This is a genomic window from Corallococcus carmarthensis, from assembly GCF_003611695.1.
Lineage (GTDB): Bacteria > Myxococcota > Myxococcia > Myxococcales > Myxococcaceae > Corallococcus > Corallococcus carmarthensis.
The window spans coordinates 13875-33143 of sequence record NZ_RAWE01000014.1 but is presented as its reverse complement, the minus strand read 5'-3'; the positions used below and the strand labels follow the sequence as shown (position 1 = coordinate 33143).

General features: G+C 70.2%; 15 protein-coding genes. 5 read left to right on the top strand and 10 right to left on the bottom strand.

Translation table 11 applies throughout. From position 1 onward, the window contains the following. Positions 1–13: 13 nt before the first annotated feature. The 6 genes from D7X32_RS06440 to cysS all read right to left on the bottom strand — a co-directional run bounded on the left by D7X32_RS06440 (position 14) and on the right by cysS (position 9696). Positions 14–1591, bottom strand: coding sequence for a hypothetical protein (locus D7X32_RS06440; protein ID WP_120601619.1), 1578 nt, complete (start codon positions 1589–1591; stop codon positions 14–16). Between the two features lie 61 nt (positions 1592–1652). Then, entirely contained in the window at positions 1653–2171 is a 519-nt protein-coding gene (locus tag D7X32_RS06435; RefSeq protein ID WP_014398200.1) for a DUF507 family protein, read from the bottom strand. Positions 2172–2309: 138 nt separating this feature from the next. Continuing rightward, positions 2310–4250, bottom strand: a complete 1941-nt coding sequence (gene uvrC, locus D7X32_RS06430) for an excinuclease ABC subunit UvrC (RefSeq protein WP_120601618.1) — start codon at positions 4248–4250, stop codon at positions 2310–2312. Between the two features lie 8 nt (positions 4251–4258). Continuing rightward, the gene (gene uvrB, locus D7X32_RS06425; protein ID WP_167506448.1) at positions 4259–6424 is read right to left on the bottom strand and encodes an excinuclease ABC subunit UvrB; all 2166 of its coding nucleotides are present in this window, start codon (positions 6422–6424) and stop codon (positions 4259–4261) included. A 79-nt stretch (positions 6425–6503) separates the two neighbouring features. Continuing rightward, positions 6504–8180, bottom strand: coding sequence for a M28 family metallopeptidase (locus D7X32_RS06420; RefSeq protein WP_120601665.1), 1677 nt, complete (start codon positions 8178–8180; stop codon positions 6504–6506). 46 nt (positions 8181–8226) lie between these two features. Further along, a complete protein-coding gene (gene cysS / locus D7X32_RS06415; protein ID WP_120601616.1) occupies positions 8227–9696 on the bottom strand; it encodes a cysteine--tRNA ligase in 1470 nt (489 codons plus the stop codon). Between the two features lie 128 nt (positions 9697–9824). On the opposite strand from cysS, the gene D7X32_RS06410 reads away from it, so the two are divergent. Beyond that, on the top strand, positions 9825–11309 hold the full coding sequence (locus D7X32_RS06410) for an FHA domain-containing protein (RefSeq protein ID WP_120601615.1): 1485 nt from the start codon (positions 9825–9827) through the stop codon (positions 11307–11309). Positions 11310–11418: 109 nt separating this feature from the next. Here D7X32_RS06410 and D7X32_RS06405 read toward each other — a convergent pair whose 3' ends face one another. Then, the gene (locus D7X32_RS06405) at positions 11419–11913 is read right to left on the bottom strand and encodes a CarD family transcriptional regulator (protein ID WP_014398206.1); all 495 of its coding nucleotides are present in this window, start codon (positions 11911–11913) and stop codon (positions 11419–11421) included. Positions 11914–12104: 191 nt separating this feature from the next. Here D7X32_RS06405 and D7X32_RS06400 point away from each other — a divergent pair, with 191 nt between their 5' ends. Both D7X32_RS06400 and D7X32_RS06395 read left to right on the top strand, forming a co-directional pair. Further along, positions 12105–14564: a DNA internalization-related competence protein ComEC/Rec2 gene (locus D7X32_RS06400; RefSeq protein WP_120601664.1), complete on the top strand. Its 2460-nt coding sequence runs from the start codon at positions 12105–12107 to the stop codon at positions 14562–14564. After that, entirely contained in the window at positions 14564–14824 is a 261-nt protein-coding gene (locus tag D7X32_RS06395) for a hypothetical protein (protein ID WP_120601614.1), read from the top strand. The genes D7X32_RS06400 and D7X32_RS06395 overlap by 1 nt, the downstream gene beginning before the upstream one ends. Positions 14825–14833: 9 nt before the next feature. Here the strand turns inward: D7X32_RS06395 and D7X32_RS06390 are convergent, their stop codons facing one another. After that, the gene (locus D7X32_RS06390) at positions 14834–16039 is read right to left on the bottom strand and encodes a carbohydrate-binding family 9-like protein (RefSeq protein WP_120601613.1); all 1206 of its coding nucleotides are present in this window, start codon (positions 16037–16039) and stop codon (positions 14834–14836) included. A 186-nt stretch (positions 16040–16225) separates the two neighbouring features. On the opposite strand from D7X32_RS06390, the gene D7X32_RS06385 reads away from it, so the two are divergent. Together D7X32_RS06385 and D7X32_RS06380 are read left to right on the top strand one after the other, a co-directional pair. Beyond that, positions 16226–16861 carry an outer membrane beta-barrel protein gene (locus tag D7X32_RS06385; RefSeq protein ID WP_120601612.1) on the top strand — a complete coding sequence of 212 codons (636 nt, stop codon included), beginning with the start codon at positions 16226–16228 and terminating at the stop codon, positions 16859–16861. Positions 16862–16990: 129 nt separating this feature from the next. Beyond that, complete coding sequence (locus D7X32_RS06380; RefSeq protein WP_120601611.1) at positions 16991–17824, top strand: FHA domain-containing protein; 834 nt, start codon at positions 16991–16993, stop codon at positions 17822–17824. Positions 17825–17835: 11 nt separating this feature from the next. Here D7X32_RS06380 and D7X32_RS06375 read toward each other — a convergent pair whose 3' ends face one another. Continuing rightward, a complete protein-coding gene (locus D7X32_RS06375) occupies positions 17836–18276 on the bottom strand; it encodes a PH domain-containing protein (protein WP_120601610.1) in 441 nt (146 codons plus the stop codon). A 63-nt stretch (positions 18277–18339) separates the two neighbouring features. Then, the gene (locus D7X32_RS06370) at positions 18340–19236 is read right to left on the bottom strand and encodes a tetratricopeptide repeat protein (RefSeq protein ID WP_120601609.1); all 897 of its coding nucleotides are present in this window, start codon (positions 19234–19236) and stop codon (positions 18340–18342) included. Between the last annotated feature and the right edge of the window lie 33 nt (positions 19237–19269).

Sequence of the window (19269 nt, the reverse complement as noted above, 5' to 3'; positions counted from 1 at the left end):
CGGCCCTCCGTTGTCAGCGCGCGGGCCCCGAGGCACCGCCTGTCGCGGCCGGGGACGCGGCGGCACCCGTGGCGGGCGCGGCGTTGGCCGGGGCTGGAGTGGCGGGCAGCGCGGTGCTCGGCGAGGCATTGAGCGGCGCGGGCGTCCCCAGGAGCGGCGCCGGCGTGCCCGTGTTGAGCGGCGCGGGCGTCCCCAGGATGGGCGACAGCGGCGTGGCGGAGGACTGGGACAGCGGCGGCACCGTGGCGAGGATGCCCGGGCTCACCTGGCTGGTGCCCACGAAGGTGTTGAAGTCCGGCGCGGACACCTGCGGCGTGGTGAAGCCGCCCACGGACACGCCCGCCACCGTCGGCGGCGTGGCGAAGGCCCCCTGCCCCACCGTGGAGGAGGAGCCCGGCTGCACGCCCGACACCACCGCGGGCGGGTTGGCCGGTGCCGATGGCGCGAACGAACCGCTGAACGTCGAAGGGGCCGCCGACGGCAGCGTCGGCGCTGAAGGCGTGGTGACGGTCGTCGTCCCCGGGGCGCCCATCGTGTTCCCGGCTCCCGCGGTCGTCGCGCCCGTCGTCGTCCCACCCGTGGTCGCCGCGCTCGCGGAACCGGCCGTGGCCGCCGTGCCCGTGGCACCAATCGTGGTCGCAAGGTCGTTCGCGCCCACCGTGGTCGCCGCGCCCGTGTCACCCGTCGTGGTCGCGACGCCCGTCGCGCCCGTCGTCCCCGCCCCGAGCGTCACGCCCGCCGCACCGCTGCCTCCCGTGCCCTGCGGCCCCTGCGCGAAGCTCGGCGGGGACATCGGCGCCACCGCCGCGGGGAACGCCGTGGGCGCCACCGGCGTGAGCAACGCGAGCGACGCGGGCAGATCCCCCGTCGTCGGCACCACCGCCAGCGACGGCACCCGCGCCCCGTCCACGTCGATGGCGACGTTGTCGAAGACGAACTGGATGAACCCGCGCGGCTCCGCCTGCGGCGGCAGGTTCCACACCACCACCATCAGCTCCGCGTCCCCCGGCCGCGCCTCGCGAAGGAGCCGCTTCGTGTCGTCATCCGAGTACGTGCCCGCGTCCAGCGCCGCCGCATGAATCAACGCAGAGTCCGTCAGCAGCGTCCCGTTGCGCCACACGCTGCCAATGCCCCACACGGCCATCGCCGCGTGCGCACGGGTCGTGGCGCGCCAACCGATGCCTGTTTCCCCATAGAGCGGCGTGCCCATCAGCACCCCGCCCTCGATGAGGTGCGGCGGCGCAGGAGGGAGCGGCCCGGCGGGCGCCCGCGACATCGCCTGTCGGGGCGGAAAGCCCGTCTGGGTCAGCTCCACCCGGTAGTCCGTGCCGCCAATGCGCAGGCTCGCGGTGAGCTGCGCCTTGTCGCCGAAGGTCGCGTTCGCCATGCCGACCCGGTCCTGCACGGAGAGCGATGCCTGCCCCGTGCCGCGCTCGGTCAGGTCACTGAACGGCAAGGAACCCTGGAAGAAGTAACCGTCCGGTTGGTCGGTCCTCGCGCTGGCCTCCCGGCCCTCGAACGTGAACCCGTCTCCCCCTGGCGCCGCCGCCAGGAAACCGGACAGCAAGATGCTCGTGATTGGACCCGCCATCGACGCTGCCTCCCTTGAACTTGAAGGTAGGCAGCGGAGCGGGCCGTGGCACGCCCCGGAACTAAATCAGACCGCGGGCGCGGCGGATCTGCTCGACCGTCTTGTTGTACTCGATGTCGAAGGCGCTCGTGCCTTCCTGCAGGTGCTTCAGCCGCGAGCGGGCCTCCCGGTCGATCTCGTCGTCGACGTCCAGGTGCTTCTTCATGCCCTGGAACATCTTCTGACGCAGCACGTTGTCGGGGGAGTAGACCTCCTCGACGTTCCGGCTGATGAGGAGGAACTCAATCATCTGGTTGATGACGTACTCGATGCCCTCGTCCCCCATCTTGAAGCCGCGCACGTCCGCCATCTCGCGCTTCACCTGGTTGAACTTGGAGTAGTCATATCCCCGACGCTCCAGGGCCTCGCGCGTCGCCTGGTTCACACGCTCTTCGTTGGCGAGGTACTCGCGCATGATGGCGGACAGATCCATCTCGGCGTCGGCCACGCGCATCGGCTCCACCTCGATGTCCCCGTCCTGCATGAGCTGCTGAATGGCCTCGCGCGAGATGATCGGGATCACCTTCGGATACAGCCTCATGTCGGTCCCTCGTCCTCTTCAAACGTGCTCGGATCTTCAACCGCTATAAATCAGCGCCGAGCATGGTCGCAATGAAAAACCCTAGGAACGTCGCGGGTTCCAGCGGCCAGTCCCCCCGGCGTCCGAAGCGGAACTTAATCATGCCGTACCGGGTGGCGACCCTCCATCCGCTTTTTCGTGCACGGGTTCGGAAGCGTCATCCAGGGAGGCTTCGCGCACGGGGTCCTCGGTGTCGTCCTCGGGGTCGCCGTGCAGGCCCGCGTGGACGCGCTCGGCCATCGCCGGGCCCACGACCTCGGCCAGCTCCTCGATGCTGGCGTCACCCACCCGCTTGAGAGAACCGAAGTGGCGCAGCAACATCTTCCGCCGGCCTTCCCCCACGCCCGGAATGTCCTCCAGCGCCGAACGCAAGGAGCTCTTGCGCATGGATTTGCCCTGGAAGGTGATGGCGAAGCGGTGGGCTTCATCCCGCATGCGCGTGAGCATGAACATTTCCGCCGAGTTCTGGGGCAGGACGATGGGGTCCTTCCTGCCCAGGACGAAGACGCGCTCGGGGCTCTTCGCGCTCTCCGTGTCGCGGTCAAAAACTTCTTGATCGCGGCTCTTGGCCAAGCCCACCACGTCCACGCCCTCCACGCCCAGGTCCTTCATGGCCGCGTGGGCGCTGGCGAGCTGGCCCTTGCCGCCGTCGATGACGAGCAGGTCCGGCAGGTCCCCATCCTCCAGGCCGCGCTTGAGCCGGCGGGTGATGACCTCGTACATGCTGGCGAAGTCGTCCTGCTTGTCCACCGTCTTGATCTTGTATTTGCGGTAGCGCGACTTGTCCGTCTCCCCGTCCGTCACGGCCACCTGCGACGCCACGATGGAGGAGCTCTGGAAGTGGGAGATGTCGTAGCACTCCATGCGGCGCGGGAAGTTGCGCAGGCCCAGCTTGGACTGGAGCCGTGACAGCACCGTGTCCGTCTCGTCCTTGGTGCGCTTGCGCTCGATGAACGCCTGCTCCGCGTTCTTCACCGCCATGTTCACCAGCTCATGCTTCTCCCCGCGCTTGGGGACGAAGACGCGCACGCGCTCGCCCTTGCGCTCCGTGAGCAGGGCCTCCAGGCCGTCGGTGCCGTCGCCGGGCTCCAGCGGCAGCAGCACCTCCTCCGGCACGAAGCCGCCCTGGTCGTAGTAGAGGTTCACGAACGAGGCGAGCAGCTCTTCGGCCGGGAACTCCTGGCTGCCGAAGGGGAAGGCCTGGCCGCCGTTGAGCCGGCCCTGCCGCACGTGCAGCACGTAGAACAGGATGCGGTCGCCCTCGCGGTACAGGGCGAACACGTCCTGGTCCTTGAAGTCAGTGGTGGCCACCTTCTGGCGCTCCAGGCTGCGCTCGATGGCGAGCAGCTGGTCGCGCACGCGCGCGGCCTCCTCGAACTTCAGCTCCACCGCGGCGCGCTTCATGCGCAGGCGCAGCCCTTCGATGAGCTGCCCCGCCTTGCCCTCCAGGAACATGGCCACTTCGTCCACGCTCTTGCGGTAGTCCTCCGGGGACACCGGGTGGACGCACGGGGCCGGGCACCGTCCGATTTGATACAGCAGGCACGGCCGCTTGCGGTTGGCCAGGACGTGGTCCGTGCAGGTGCGCAGGCGGAAGAAGCGGTTGATGAGGCGCAGCGTTTCGCGGATGGCGCCGGCGCTGGAGTACGGGCCGAAGTAGCGCGCGCCGTCCTTCTCGTACTTGCGCACCACCTCCAGCCGGGGGAACGGCTGGGTGCGGTCCAGGCGCAGGGAGATGAACTGCTTGTCGTCCTTGAGCAGGACGTTGAAGCGCGGCTTGTGCTTCTTGATCAGCTCGTTTTCAAGAAGGAGGGCCTCCTTCTCGTTGTGGACGAGCACCGTCTCCAGGTCGCCCAGCATCGTGTCCAGCAGGGACACGAAGACGCGGGTGTCGCCGGAGCGGTTGAAGTAGCTGCGCACGCGGCTGCGCAGGTTCACCGCCTTGCCCACGTAGATGATGGTCCCGCGCTTGTCCTTCATCAGGTACACGCCGGGCTCGGTGGGCAGCGCGTCCAGCTTCTCCTGCAGCCGGATGTCCATGGCGGGTCCTAGTTCTTGCGCGACCGCGAACGGCCGGGCGCTCCCGAGGAGCCGCTACCCGAGGAACCGCTCCCCGAGGACGCCGACGGACGCCCGCGTCCCCTCCCCTTCTTCGGGGTGGTGCCGGGCTGATCCACCGCCTTGGGCGGCGCGCGCAGCAGCGAGCGCGAGGCGGGCTTGAGCCCCAGGTCCATGTCCTTGAGCAGCTGGACGCGGTCGCGGAATTCGGCGGCCTTCTCGAACTGCATCTCGTCCGCGGCCTTGAGCATGTCGGCGCTGAACTCCGTGATGAGGCGCTTGATCTCCTTGGGCTCCAGGAGGTCGTTCTCCCCTTCCGCCGCCATGGGCAGCGCGCCCGCGCCCGCGTCGTAGTCCGGGATGTTCTCCGTGAAGTCGGTGATGTTGCTCTTCACCGAACGCGGCGTGATGCCGTGCTCCAGGTTGTACGCGCGCTGGATGTCACGGCGGCGCGTGGTCTCCTCCATGGCGCGCTTCATGGAGTCGGTCATCTGATCCGAATACATGATGACGCGCCCGTTCACGTTGCGCGCCGCGCGGCCAATGGTCTGGATGAGCGACACGTGGCTGCGCAGGAAGCCTTCCTTGTCGGCGTCCAGGATGGCCACGAGCGACACCTCCGGGATGTCCAGGCCCTCGCGCAGCAGGTTGATGCCCACGAGCACGTCGAACTCACCCCGGCGCAGGTCGCGGATGATGGCCATGCGCTGGATGGCGTCGATGTCCGAGTGCAGGTAGCGCACCTTCACGCCCACGTCGCTGTAGTACTCGGTGAGGTCCTCCGCCATGCGCTTGGTGAGCGTCGTCACCAGCACGCGCTCCTTGCGCGACACGCGCACGCGGACCTCTTCCAGCAGGTCATCCACCTGGTTGCCCGCGGGGCGCGTCTCCACCTCCGGGTCGGTGAGGCCGGTGGGGCGGATGATCTGCTCCACCACCACGCCCTTGGACTTCTGAAGTTCGTACTCGGCGGGGGTCGCGGAGACGAAGACGGCCTGGGGGACCATCTCCTCGAACTCGCCGAACTTCAGCGGCCGGTTGTCCAGCGCGCTGGGCATGCGGAAGCCGAAGTTGACCAGCGTCTCCTTGCGCGCGCGGTCGCCGCGGTACATGGCGCCAATCTGGGACACGGTCTGGTGGCTCTCGTCGATGAGCACCAGCAGGTCGCGCGGGAAGTAGTCGATGAGGCACGGGGCCGCTTCACCCGGCGCGCGCCCGGTGAAGTGGCGCGAGTAGTTCTCGATGCCGTTGCAGTAGCCGACCTGTTCGATCATCTCCAGGTCGAACATGGTGCGCTGCTCCAGCCGCTGCGCCTCCAGCAGCTTGCCCTCCGCCTTGAACTTCTGGAGCTGTTCGCTCAGCTCGTCGCGGATGGTGCGCATGGCGTTCTGGCGCGCCTCCGGACCGGCGACGTAGTGGCTGGCGGGGAAGATGACGATCTTCTCCAGCTGGCCCAGCGTCTGGCCGCGCAGCGGGTCGAACTCGGTGATGCGCTCCACCTCGTCGCCGAAGAAGCTGACGCGCACGGCGCGCTCCTCTTCGTACGCGGGGAACACCTCCACGGTGTCGCCGCGGGCGCGGAAGGTGCCCCGGTGGAAGTCCAGGTCGTTGCGCTCGTACTGGGCTTCCACCAGCTTGCGCATGAAGCCGTCGCGGCCCATGTCCTCGCCCACGGAGGCGCGGATGGCCAGGTCCACGTAGCTGCGCGCGGCGCCCAGGCCGTAGATGCAGGACACGCTGGCCACGATGATGACGTCGTTGCGGGTGCGCAGGCTGTGCGTCGCCGAGTGGCGCATCCGTTCGATGTTGTCGTTGATGGACGAGTCCTTCTCGATGAAGGTGTCCGTCGACGGGACGTAGGCCTCGGGCTGGTAGTAGTCGTAGTACGAGACGAAGTACTCGACGGCGTTGCTCGGGAAGAGCGACTTGAACTCGCCGTACAGCTGCGCCGCCAGCGTCTTGTTGTGCGCGATGACCAGCGAGGGCCGTTTCACGTTGGCGATGAGGTTCGCCATCGTGAACGTCTTCCCTGAACCGGTGACGCCCAGGAGGGTCTGGTAGCGGTCGCCGCGAAGCAGGCCCTCGGTCAACTCCCCGATGGCCCTGGGCTGGTCGCCTTCCGGCTTGTGCTCACTGACGAGTTCGAACTCCGGCATAGGGGACAGATCTAACATCCCCGCTGCCTGTGTACTGAACCTTCGTGCACGTCCGTCCAGCAAAGGACGGGGCGCTCCCCTACGGCGCGGCCGGGGCCTTCAGTGTCTCCAGGGACTTCAGGCGGGCGGCCTCGAACTCGTCCCCCTTGTTCCACGCCGGCATCTCCGGGGCCTTCGCCACCTGGGCGCCCACCAGGAAGAACAGCCGGGTGTCCTCCACGGCGCCGGACAGGTCCCACTCCGGGCGGACCTCGTCGGAGGGCTGGTGGTAGTGCTTCGCCTCCCACTGGCCACGCTGCGCCTTGCCCCACCCCTCCGGCCGGCCGATGAAGTCCATGCCGCTGCCGAAGTAGGCGGCCGGGATGCCCTGCCGCGCGAAGTTGAATTGATCCGACCGGTAGAAGAAGCCGCGGTCGGAGAGCTGATCCGCCTTCACCGTGCGCCCCTGCGTCTTCGCCATCGCGGTGACGAAGGTGTCCAGCGAGGACTTGCCCAGGCCGATGACGGTGATGTCGCGGGTGCGGCCCAGCACGTTGCCGCCATCCACGTTGATGTTCGCGGCGATGCGGCCCGGCGGCACCGGCGGATGCGCCGCGAGGTACGCGGAGCCCAGCAGGCCGTACTCCTCCGCGGCCACCGCGGCGAAGAGGATGGAGCGGCGCGGGGGCGTGGGCAGCGCGGTGAAGGCGCGGGCCACGGACAGCATCGCGGCGACACCGGCCGCGTTGTCCAGCGCGCCGTTGTAGATGACGTCCTCGCCGGGCTTGCCGTCGTCCTTCTTGCCCAGGTGATCATGGTGCGCGCTGTAGAGCACCACTTCCTTGGACAGGGTTGGGTCGCTGCCGGGCAGCAGGCCCAGCACGTTCGCGGTGGGCCGGCGGCGCACCTCGTTGGTGAGGCGCAGCGACAGCGTCACGCCCAGCGGAACCGGGCGGAAGTCGCGCTTCTGCGCGGCGGCGCGCAGCGCGTCCAGGTCCTGCCCCGCCAGCTTCATCACCTGCTTCGTGGCGTCCTCGGTGGTCCACGCCTTCACCTGGAGGCGGGGCGCGTCGCCCGCGGGCAGTTCGAACTGCTCGCCGGTCCACGACGTGCGCACCACCTGCCACGGGTAGCCCGCGCTGGGCGTGGTGTGGATGATGATGGCGCCCGCCGCGCCCGTCTTCGCCGCCTGCTCGTATTTGTAGTCCCAGCGCCCGTACCAGAGGCGCGCCTTGCCGGCGAAGAGGCGCGGGTCGTCCTCCGGATCATTGTTGAGGATGACCAGCGTCTTGCCCTTCAGGTCCGCGCCCTTGAAGTCGTCCCACTGGTACTCCGGCGCGACGATGCCGTAGCCCACGAACACCAGCTCGGACGCGTCCAGCTTCGCCTCGGTCGCCTGCACACCGGACACGGCGATGAAGTCCTCGCGCGGCTGGAGCTCCACGCGGCCCGCCTTCGCCTGGAAGGTCATCGAGCCCGGACGGCTGTGGATGCCCATCAGGTCGAAGCGCTGGAGGTAGCCACCGCCCTCCGCGCCCGGCTTGAGGCCCAGGCCTTCGAACTGCGTGGCGATGTACTCCTGCGCCAGCGCGTCACCGCGCGTGCCGGGGCCGCGGCCTTCCAGCAGGTCGCTCGCCAGGAAGCGCACGTGCGCGCGCAGCAGGTCCGCCGTGATGGCCTGTTCGGCCGTCTTCTCCTGCGGCGTGACGGTGGGCGCGCCCGCCGCGAGGGCGGGCACCGAGCACAGGGCAGCGAACAGCGCGGGGAGGAGCCTCATGGGCCCCGTGCGTAGCATGGCCGCACGGGTGCCCCCCAACGGGTTTTCAGGCGGCGGGCGCCGCCACCTTCCAGGAGGTGCCGGCAGGCGTGTCCATGATGTCCACGCCCAGGGCCTTGAGGGCCCCACGCACCTCGTCCGCCTTCGCGAAGTCCTTCGCGGCGCGCGCGGCGGTCCGCTCGGTGAGCAGCCGCTCCACCTCCGCCACGTCGATGCCGCGCTCCCGCACCGCGCGGTCGCGGCGGCGCAGCAGCCACGCGCCCGGGTCGTCCTCGAAGAGGCCCAGGACGCGGGACGTCTCACGCACCTGTTCGCGCAGCGCATGGAGCGTGCGGCCCACCAGCGCCTTGTCCTTCACGGGCGGCTTGTCGGTGAGCTCGTTCATCAGGCCGAACTGGCCCGACAGCGCGCCCAGCGCTCCCGCGGTGTTGAAGTCGTCGTCCATGGAGGACTCGAACTCCGTGAGGAAGCGTGCGGGGTCCGCGTGCAGCGGGCCCTTGCCGAAGTCCTTGCCCGTCACGCGCTCGTCCACCTTGCGCAGCGTTTCGTAGAAGTACTCCATGCGCCCTTCGGCGTCCTGGAGCGCCTTCTCCCCGAAGTTGAGCGGGTGGCGATAGTGCGTGGAGAGGAAGAAGAAGCGCAGGGCCTCCGGATCCACCTTGGCGAGCGCGTCGCGCAGGCGCACCACGTTGCCCAGCGACTTGGACATCTTCGCGCCTTCCATGTCCAGGAAGCCGCAGTGCATCCAGTACTTCGCCATCGTCTGGCCGGTGGCGGACTCGCTCTGGGCGATCTCGTTCTCGTGGTGGGGGAAGATGAGGTCCAACGCCCCGCCGTGGATGTCGAAGGTGCGGCCCAGGAACTTCTCGCTCATCGCGGAGCACTCGATGTGCCAGCCCGGACGGCCCTTGCCCCACGGGCTGTCCCACGACGGCTCACCGGGCTTCGCCGCCTTCCACAGCGCGAAGTCCAGGGGCTGGCGCTTGAGCTCGCCGGGATGCACGCGCTCGCCCTGGCACAGGTCGTCCAGGTTGCGCTTGGACAGCTTCGCGTAGTCCTCGTCCTTGTCGACGGCGAAGTACACGTCGCCCTTCGCCTCGTAGGCGTAGCCCTTGTCCACGAGCGTCTGGATGATGGCGACGATCTCCGGGATCGTCTCGCTCACGCGCGGGGACACGTCCGGTTCGCGCAGGTGCAGCGCGTGGGCGTCCTCGCGGAAGGCCTCCACGAAGCGCGACGCGAGCGCCACGGGCTCCTCGCCCGTCTCATGCGCGGCCTTGATGATCTTGTCGTCGACGTCCGTGTAGTTGCGCACGTACGTCACCTTGAAGCCCCGGTAGCGCAGGTAGCGGACCACCACGTCGAACGACGTGAAGGTGCGCGCGTTCCCGATATGGATGTAGCTGTAGACCGTAGGCCCACAGACGTAGACCTTCACCTCGCCGGGCACGAGCGGCTCCAGCGGCTCCTTCTGCATGGACATCGTGTTGAAGAGCCGGATGGATGAGGGGGCCACGGTGGAAGGTCCTCCTTTGGGAACAGGGCGGGCGCGGCACTTGCGCAACGCGATACACACTCTAGGATCCCGGGTCCCACACAGGCCAGCACTTGGCGTTGGAAGCGTCGGATAGGGAGAATCGCCGCATGGCTCCGCCGAATCCGAAGCGCCCGCCGCGCCCTCCCCGCCCTCCAGGGCAGCAGGCGTCTTCGGACGACCCGGAGGAGCTGCCCTTCGACGACGACGAGGTGGCGCCCCTGCAGGCGGATGATCCGCGCCCGCAGCGCGTGCCCCAGTACCCGGCGGGCCCCCGGAAGGTGAAGCGGCGCGGGCCGGGCGAGCGGACGAAGTCCGACCGGGAGCTGTCGCCCCGCTACGACTGGGCGAAGGAGTATTCGGATCCGGGCGTGACGCCCGCGTTCGTGTACGTGGAGCGCGGGCCGGGCGCGGGCCAGCTCGTGCCGCTGCACCAGGGCTCCATCACGCTGGGGCGGTCGTCCACGTCGGACCTGCGGCTCCAGCACGCGTCCATCAGCCGGCGCCACGCGCAGCTGACCCGGCGAGGCAATGTCTTCACCGTGCGCGACCTGGGCAGCCAGAACGGCACGTTCGTCAACCGCCTGCGCATCAAGGGCGAGGTGGAGATCAAGGCCGGGGACGAGCTGAGCCTGGGCAACGCGACCTTGCGGCTGCGCGGTTCTGGGGCCGGGCCGGCGACGGGCCGGACGGCGATGGATCCGCGGCTGCCTCGCACGGTGAAGCGGCCGCTGAACGGGGTCGCGGTGGCGGTGGCGGCGGCGGTCGTGGGCTCCGCGGTGGCGGCGCTGATCAGCGTGGTGGCCATGCGGATGGCGGACCGGGCTCCCGCGCGGACTCCGGCGGAGGGTGCTCCCACCCAGGCTCCCGAGGCTCCGGCCGCACCCGCGAACGATGCTCGCGACACCGGCGCGGAAGCCCCCGCGAAGGAGGCCAGCGCCGTGGATGCGGAGGTGCCCGCGAAGGCGCCGGACGTCAGCACGGGGGAGCACACCGCGCTGAGTGCGGCGGACGTCGCTCGTGGCATGCATCCCGCCGTGAAGCCCCCGAAGGTTGGGAACACGGGAGCCACGAAGGCCCTGAGTGCTTCGGACATCGCCCACGCCCAGCATCCGAGCGCGGGCCAGGTCGCGGCCTCTTCCGGACGCAAGGCCCTTCCCTCCGCCGAGCCGTCAGGGTCTCCGGATGAGCGCCAGCGCGCGGACATCCTTTCGCGCTACGAGTCCGGGGATGTCGCCGGGGCCCTGGCCCAGGCGAAGCGCGCGAACCTGGCGCCCCTGGTGCAGCAACTCACCCGCTTCCAGGTCGCCGAGTCCTCCGCCCGGGCCGCCCTGGCGCAGCAGGACCGCCCCCGGGCGCTCGATGCCCTCAGCGCCGCCGTGCGGCTGGACCACGAGCTGTCCCAAGACTGGAGCCGCCACGGGGCCGTGCTTCGCCGCCAGCTCGCCGGGCTGTACGTGCGCACGGGCCAGGACGCCGTCCGCGCCCAGTGCTTCGCCGAGGCCCGCGCGGCCTTCACCGCGGCCCTCGATTACGACACCGGCAATGCCGACGCCCGCGAGCAGCTGGCGGCGCTCGACGCCAAGGCGCCGTAGGACACCGCACCCGGACTCCAGAAACACGACGCCCCGGATTCCATCGAGGGAACCCGGGGCGCGGGGTGCGAACGCGATGGCCACGGGGGCCTTCGCGTCACGCGGGGACTCAGGCGAGGTTGAAGATCTTCTTCAGGTCGGACTCGACCTCTTCCTCGGAGCAATCCTTGGCCAGCGACAGCTCCTTGATCAGCAGCGAGCGGGCCGTGTCGAGCATCTTGCGCTCGCCGAACGAAAGGTCCTTGTCACCCTTGAGCAGGTACAGGTCGCGGAGCACCTCGGCGATTTCGAAGACGGAACCCGTCTTGATCTTCTCCATGTACTCGCGGTACCGGCGGTTCCACGTGGTGGAGTCGACGGAGATGTCCTTCTCGCGGAGGATGGAATAGACCTGCTTGACGTCCTCCTCGCTGATGATCTCCCGAAGGCCCACCGAACCGACCTTGTTGATGGGGATCATGATCCGCATCCCGTTCTCCAGGATGCGCAGCACGTAGAACGACTGGCGCTGCCCGGCGACCTCGGTGTGCTCGATGCCCATCACCTCACCGACGCCCTGGCCCGGATAAACCGCCTTGTCACCAGTCTTGAAGCTGGTCTGCACTAACTGCCTCCTTGGAGAAAGCTTCGACCCCGGCCTTCACGCCCGCCACTACTACCACAAACCACATCCACGGGCAACGAAATCGCCTTGACCACCCGATGACAGCCGCACTACGGTGTCCGGTTTTGTGTGCGGTGTCGCTCGGTGTGTGAGCGCCACATGACGGACAGGGCGGTGGGTGGGGGTGGGTGTTGGTTCGTTATGGCTGGCGCGACCTGGGCGCGCGTCCGTTGTTCTTTCCAGCGCTGAGCCTCTTGCTCGGCGCCCTCTGGGCAACCGGAACAGAGAGCTTCGCCGGGGTATTTCTCCTCTGCGCGCTTTGTCTGGGAGGGCTGGGCCTGGCGCTCGGTCCGCTGCCTGGCGCGCATCTGGCGGTGCTCGGGGCGCTGGCCCTCACGGGTGCGGGGCTTTCCGCTCTTGAGGCGCGCGTCGAAGTGCCGCCCTCGCTGAGGGAAGGCGGTAGCGCGGTCCTCGAAGGAGAGTTGGAGCGCGTGGAGCGCTTCGAGGGTGCCCTCCGTCTGCGGCTCGCGGTGGCCCGGGCAGGGCTGATCCCGGAGCCTCCTGTCGAGGCTCGCTTTCGCGTCAGCCTTTCCGGACGGGGTGACCGTCTGGAATTGCAACCCGGGCAGCGCGTGCGGGTGGAGGCACGGCTCGTGCCCGATGCGCCTCCTTCGAATCCAGGCGAGCGGGACTTCGCGTCGGCGCGGCGGCGACAGGGCGTGGCCTTCACGGGCGGGTTCATTCCGGGGCGCGTGCTGACGCTCTCCCCTGCCCCTTCGTGGCGGCTGGCCTTGGAGGACGTGCGGGGACGGCTGACGACGGCGGTGCACGGGGTGGCGCCTTCGGCGGACGCGGCGGCGCTGTTCCTCACGCTGGCCGCCGGACAGCGCGCGGACCTGGACGCGGCCTGGGAGGACGCGTTCTCGCGGGCGGGGCTCGCGCATGTGCTGAGCGTCAGCGGGCTGCACGTGGCGGCGCTCGCGCTGATGACGCTCGCGTTGCTGCGGTGGGGGCTGGTGCGGCTGGGCAGGCGATGGCGGACGCTGGAGGCGCGGCGGTGGGCGGCCCCGGCGGCGGTTCCCTTCGTCTGGGCCTACGTGCTCTTCACGGGCAACCAGGCGCCCGCGGTGCGCTCGGCGGTGATGGCCTCGGCGGTGTTGCTGGGCCTGGCGCTGTGGCGGCGCGCGGATGGGCTCAACGGCCTGTCGCTCGCGGCGCTGGTGCTGGTGGCCTGGACGCCTTCCAGTGTCGTGGACCTGTCGCTCCGGCTGTCGTTCCTCGCCGTGCTGGGACTGGTGCTGCTGTCGCCCGCGCTGCGCGAGGCCCTGCCCCTGGACCGGCCGGATCCATCCGAGCCCCGGCGGCTGAAGCGGTGGCTTGGACAGGCGCGCGAGACGGTGGCGCAGACCTTGTGCGCCAGCGCGGCGGCGACGCTCGTGGGGCTGCCCGTGGTGGCCGCGGCGTTCGGCCGGGTGAGCCTGGCGGGGCTCGTGTCCAACATCATCGCCCTGCCCCTGTGCGGCGTGCTCACCGGGCTCGCGGCGGGTGGCGCGGCACTCTTCGTCGTAGCTCCTGTCGTGGCGACACCGGTGCTGTGGGCGGGGGCCTGGGCGTCGGAGCTCCTCCTCATGCTGACGCGGGGCTTCGCGGCCGTGCCCTTCGCGGCGGTGGAGGTGCCTGGATTGGGAGCGTGGACTGGCGGGGCGTACGCGGTGGGGCTGGGAGGATGGGCACTGGGCTCGGGGCGCTGGCGATGGCTGGGGGTGCTCGTCCCGGGCGCGGTGCTGGCCGCCTTGCTGCTGCCCGTGCTCGCGCCGGAGCCCGCGCTCCGGATCACCTTCCTCTCCGTGGGCCAGGGAGACGCGGTGGTGCTGCGCTCGCAGGGGCACCATGCCCTGGTGGATGCGGGCGGCGTCCCAGAGGGCGCGGACACCGGGGAACGCTTCGTCCTGCCCTTCCTCAAGGCCGAGGGCGTGTCACGGCTGGACCTCGCGGTGCTGTCCCATCCGCATCCGGACCATGCGCTCGGACTCGTGTCGACGCTGGCCCAGGTGCCCACCGAACGCCTGTGGCTGTCCGCGGGAAGCGCCGACGGGCCGCTGTCCCGGCGCATCGTGGCGGCGGCGAAGGGAGCCCGGGTGGAAGAGGTCCAGGTGGGCCATCCCGCGTTCACCCTGGGCGAGGCGACCCTGGAGGTGCTGGGGCCTCCCGTGGACCGGGAGTTGATGGAGGGCGCGAACGACCGGAGCGTGGTGCTGCGCGTGCGCCATGGCGACGTCACCGTGCTGCTGGCGGGCGACGTGGAAGCGGACGGCGAGGCCGCGCTCGAGGAGTCACTGGGCCCGGTGACGGTGTTGAAGGTGCCACACCATGGCTCGCGCACGTCTTCCACCGCACCGCTCCTGGAGCGCACGCGGCCCCGTCACGCGGTGTTCTGCGTGGGCCGGCGCAACCGCTTTGGCTTTCCGCATCCGGAGGTGGAAGCGCGCTACCGCGCCCTGGGCACCGAGTGCTGGCGCACCGACCAGGACGGCGCCATCACCCTGGAGAGCGACGGTCAGGACGTCCGCCTGGTGTCCTTCCTGCCGCGTGCGGATGCCGCCCCCCTCCCCGTTGCCAGGAGTGGGCAGCAGGCCCAGCTTGAGCGGTGATGATCAACGACGACCTCGATCTCCGGCAACTCACCGCCGACCTGAAGGCCCGCCTGGGCCCGGGCGAGCCCGTGGGCTACCTGCGCGGCAAGTCCCTCATGCGCGACATGCTGCTCGACATGAGAGACAACCGGTTCTCCGAATTGGAAGCCGAGGAGCTCGTCGACACGCTGGAGTCCCGGGGCTTCGTGCGCTTCCTGGGTGACCCGGCGGAGCGCTCCGTCGCGGACGCGCCGTGGGACATCTCGCCCCACGCCTGACGCGCCCGCCTACTGGAAGACGAGCCACGCGAAGCGCGGCAGTGCGTGGAAGTCTCCAATGAAGAGGGGCGAGAAGGCCTGGCCTTCCACCTGCCTGCGGTCGTGGTGCTCCAACCGGTACAGGTTGAAGCGCCAGCGCTCGCCCGGCTGGGGCGGAATGTGGGGCACCTCCGCGAGCCGGTTGAACGGGATGGCCAGCTCCACCGTCCAGCCCTCGTCGCGGTCGGACGCGTCGCCCAGCGTGCCGCGCACCTTCACCGCCGTCTTCATCCCTGAGTCCCACGACAGGTCCATGCCCTGGCGCCGCGCCGGGAAGTACGCGTCGAAGATGACGTTGTGCGGGGACACCTCCAGTTCGTTGTACGTGCGCCCGTCCGCGTTGGCGTCGAGGAACACCTCCACGACCTCCTGCTCGTAGATGGAGTCGTCGCGGTTGCGCAGCGAGCCCCAGATGTCCGGGTCCTCCACGTCGAAGGCCACGTACAGGTTCGCGTCGTCGTACACGAGGCGCGCCTGGGTGCGCAGCCGTCCGGGCCTTCCGTCGAAGCTGCCCACGAGCGTCACCGGCTTCGCGCCCTTCCAGGCTTCGTCGTCCAGCGCGCCGTCGATGACCGGCGCCTTCTTCACGCGCGTGACGGTGTACTCCGGCAGCGAGGGGGCCTCGCCGCCCAGGAGCGGGCCGCGCACGCGGTTGTCGCCCTGGTGCTGACGCGGATCATCCACCGGGAGCCGCTCGTCGCCGCGCCAGAACCCCATCGCCAGACGCGCGGGCACGGACGGCATGGCGACGGTGTGCACGTCCTCCACCACCTTGCCCACGGGCCAGGTCTCCAGCGGCGCGGCCCCGTCCTGGAACTCGTGATCCGCGTTGGCCAGCATCTGGCCGTTCTCCGTATCCACCACGTGCACGAAGAAGTGGAAGCCCTGCGGCGGCGGACGCACGGCCTGGAAGTAGTGCGCGATCCGCACCGGCTGCCCCGGCGTGGGCCGCTCCGGCGTCACGCGCGAGCCCAGGTACACGATGGCGCCGCCCGCGAAGGTGGCGCCGCTGCGGAAGGTGAGCCCCTCCGGAGCCGCGTCGAGCGTCCGCAGCGTCGTGGGCGCGGGCAGCTTGGGCGTGCGGTGGGCGGGGCCCGCCTGCTCATCCCGGCATGCGCCAGCGACGAACAGGAAGGAGGACAGAAGCGGAACGAGGACAAGGGAGCGGAGGCGCATCGAAGGTGGGGAGTCTACCCTTCCCCGTCTTCCGGGAAGCGTTCTTCCTAGGTTGGGGCACCGCGCTTCCCATGCATGGGCAACCCGTCCGCAAGGGAGGGCGACCGAGCCTGCGGGCCCCCGGAGCCCGGTTGGCATGGACCGAAGTGCACCCCACTTTTCGGTCCAACACAGGGAGGGGACCACATGAGCAAGGGATTGTTGGCTGGTGCGGCGGCGATGGCGGTGTTGGCGGCGGGTTCCGTGCAGGCGGCTTCGACGGAGCTGCGCAGGTCGGCGGACATGCGCGGCCTGACATTCCTCGTGGGCGGCGGTGTGGAGGGCTACACCAGCGCGCTGCGCGACCAGATTGATCCAGGCCTGGCCTACGGCGTGACGGTGGCCATCAAGCCGACGAACGTGCTGGGCGTCGAGCTGGGCTACACGGGCGCCATCAGCGAGTTCAACACCGGCAGCGTGCTGGCGACGAACGCCAACGGGCCGGACATCGTGCGCAACGGCGCGCAGGCCGCGGTGACGCTGGGCCTGACGGCCACGCCGCTCCAGCCGTACATCATGGGCGGCCTGGGCCTGAGCCGCTACAACGTGCGCGCCTTCGCCCCGGGCTTCCAGGACGACACGGTGGGCAACGTGCCAGTGGGCGCGGGCCTGCGCCTGCACGTGGGCAGCTTCACCGCGGACGCGCGCGTGAACTACAACTTCCTGTTCGACCAGGAGTTCGCCCTCACCGTGCCGCCGTCCGACGTGGACCTGGGCGGCGACGAGACGTTCAGCAAGGGCGGCCGCTACGTGGGCACCATCAACGTGGGTGCCACCTTCTAACCCGAAGCCACGGCCACCGCCGTCCCGGCCTCCGGACATGGGAGGCCGGGGATGGATGGGGCGCTTGGGGCAACCTCGCGAAAACGCGGCGTCCGGTGGCAGGCGTGAGCCTTGCTGCCGGGCGTTCGCATGCGTTTCGAATTCGAGCACCTGGGCACCCCCACCCCGTTCGAGCTGACCGAGGGCCACCACCTGCTGGGCGGCGGCCCGGAGGATCACATCCACCTGGCGGGCCTGCCTCCGGGGCTGTTGACCCTGCGCATCGGCTCCGGGCGGCTCATGGTGGAGGCGGTGCGCAGCTTCACCGTGAACGCGGTGCGCGTGCTGCCCGGCGTGTCGCGTCTGGTGGTGCCCGGCGAGGTGCTGGGCCTGCCAGACGGGATGTGCCTGCGCGTGCTCGCCGAACCGGGTGCCCCCCAGCGCGGCGTGGGCACTGTCGCGGTGCTCAAGGGACTGCTGACGGATGCGGAAGCGCTTCCGTCCCGCGCCGCCACCCTCACCTGCCTCACCGGACTGGACGTGGGCCGCTGTCACGCGCTCGCGGAGGCATGCACCGACATCGGCCGGGGCGATGGCGTGGCCCTGCGGCTGCGCGACCGGGCCGTGTCCCGGATGCACGCGCGGATCCGCCGCGAGGACGCGGGCTTCGTGCTGGAGGACCTGGGGACGCCCAACGGCGTGTTCCTCAATGGCGTGCGGCTGGAGGCCCCCGGACCGCTGGCGGACGGAGACGTCGTGGAGCTGGGGCGCTCGCTGCTCCGCTTCCAGGCCGCGTTCGATGAGGCTTCGGGGGAGGCCCTGCCCGTGCCTCCGCCGGTGGCCGCCCTGGAGGCGCTGGCGGAAACGGAAACGCCGTGGCCTCCGGAAGGGAAGCCACGGCGGATGGAGGCGTGGATCATCGCCGGGGCCATCGCGCTGGCCCTGGGGGCCCTGCTCGCCGCTTCCTTGGTGGCGGCGGGCTGAAGCGGGCGTCCTTACGCCGGCAGGGGCGAGAGGCCCGCGCGTTCCACCAGGAGCCGGGCCAGGTAGCGGTGGTGCCGGAAGAAGCTGGTGAAGTGCACGAAGCCCTTGCTGCCCCGGATGGCGTAGACCGTCACGGGCCCCGAGATGACGTCCAGCTTGCGGATGTCCGCGAAGGAGAAGCGCCGGGTGCGCACCATGCCCCGGCAGGTGACGCCATGGGAGTCCACCTCGATGCGGGTGCGGCCGTAGTAGGCGACGGCCACCGCGAAGAAGACGACGAAGAAGGCCGCGGACAGGAACGTCTGCAGCGGCACCCCGTCGAAATGGAACAGCCAGGCGAAGACGCCCAGCCATAACAGGCCTGCCGCCGCCATCAGCGCGGCGAGCACCCTGCGGGGGCGAAAGATTTGGTGCGGCTGCTTCCCCTCCACCGTCCGATCGCGTCCGTCCATGCCTTCAAAATAGTGGCCTGGACAGCCCCTCCGGCAATGCCCGTTCGCCTACCAGGCAGGCGGTCAGCGCAGGCGCTCGGCCTTCTGGCGGGACTCCTCTTTCAGCTCGGGGCGGGCGTCCGCGGCGGTGGAGCGGGCATAGCGCTCGTAGAGGTCGCGGGCCTCCAGGTTGCGGCCCAGCGCGCGGTACGCCTCCGCGAGGCCGTACAGCGGCGAGGCCGACTCCGGCTCCAGCTTCAGCGCGAACTGGTAGTCCGCCGCGGCCTCCGCGTAGCGCCGCAGCCCGATGTTGGCGCTGCCTCGCGCGATGTACGCCACGGTCAGGAGCGGCTCCTGCTGCAGGGCCTGCGTCAACGTCTGGAGCGCGGGCGCGTAGGCGCGCTGGCTGATGTGCTGGACGCCCTGCTCGTAGGCGCGGCGCGCCTGGGCCCGCGTCGTGTCCGCCACCGGACCCGAACCGGGCGGCTGCCCCATGGCCTGAGGGGACGCGCCGGCCTCCGCCTGCTTCACGCGCGCCCGGGTGATGTTGTCCTGCGCGCTCTGGCGGATGGCGGCGTCCTGGGTGAGGCGCGACGCGGTCTCCCACTCGTCGATGGCGCGCGCGTAGTAGCCGAGCACCGCCAGCGCGTTGCCCAGCTTGAAGCGGGCCTCCACATGCTCCGGGGCCGCGTGCTTCGCGTCGAGGAAGGCGAAGGCCGCCTCGCGGTAGCGGCGCTCGCGCATCAGCGCGTCCCCGTCACGGATCCGCGTGGCCGCCAGCACCGCCTGCGACGTGCGCTGGGGCTGGGCCTCCGCGGGGCCGGGTTTCGTGTCGGTGGCAGGACCTGGCGCGCGCGCGGGCTGGGCGGCGGACTTCGCCTCGGAGGCCGGGGGCTGTACCTGCGCCTGGGCCGGCACCGCCATCGTGCCAAGCCACACCACCGCCGAGACCCCGAGCTGGAACCTGCGCGTGCGAACCATGTCCCTCTCCCGTCCTGGCCCCCGGCGGGCCAG

Bases quoted from the DNA above. Each gene is read 5' to 3' on its own strand.
- D7X32_RS06440 (WP_120601619.1), bottom strand. From the start codon at position 1,591: ATGGCGGGTCCAATCACGAGCATCTTGCTGTCCGGTTTCCTGGCGGCG.
- D7X32_RS06435 (WP_014398200.1), bottom strand. From the start codon at position 2,171: ATGAGGCTGTATCCGAAGGTGATCCCGATCATCTCGCGCGAGGCCATT.
- uvrC (WP_120601618.1), bottom strand. From the start codon at position 4,250: ATGGACATCCGGCTGCAGGAGAAGCTGGACGCGCTGCCCACCGAGCCC.
- uvrB (WP_167506448.1), bottom strand. From the start codon at position 6,424: ATGCCGGAGTTCGAACTCGTCAGTGAGCACAAGCCGGAAGGCGACCAG.
- D7X32_RS06420 (WP_120601665.1), bottom strand. From the start codon at position 8,180: ATGAGGCTCCTCCCCGCGCTGTTCGCTGCCCTGTGCTCGGTGCCCGCC.
- D7X32_RS06410 (WP_120601615.1), top strand. From the start codon at position 9,825: ATGGCTCCGCCGAATCCGAAGCGCCCGCCGCGCCCTCCCCGCCCTCCA.
- D7X32_RS06395 (WP_120601614.1), top strand. From the start codon at position 14,564: ATGATCAACGACGACCTCGATCTCCGGCAACTCACCGCCGACCTGAAG.
- D7X32_RS06390 (WP_120601613.1), bottom strand. From the start codon at position 16,039: ATGCGCCTCCGCTCCCTTGTCCTCGTTCCGCTTCTGTCCTCCTTCCTG.
- D7X32_RS06385 (WP_120601612.1), top strand. From the start codon at position 16,226: ATGAGCAAGGGATTGTTGGCTGGTGCGGCGGCGATGGCGGTGTTGGCG.
- D7X32_RS06380 (WP_120601611.1), top strand. From the start codon at position 16,991: ATGCGTTTCGAATTCGAGCACCTGGGCACCCCCACCCCGTTCGAGCTG.
- D7X32_RS06375 (WP_120601610.1), bottom strand. From the start codon at position 18,276: ATGGACGGACGCGATCGGACGGTGGAGGGGAAGCAGCCGCACCAAATC.
- D7X32_RS06370 (WP_120601609.1), bottom strand. From the start codon at position 19,236: ATGGTTCGCACGCGCAGGTTCCAGCTCGGGGTCTCGGCGGTGGTGTGG.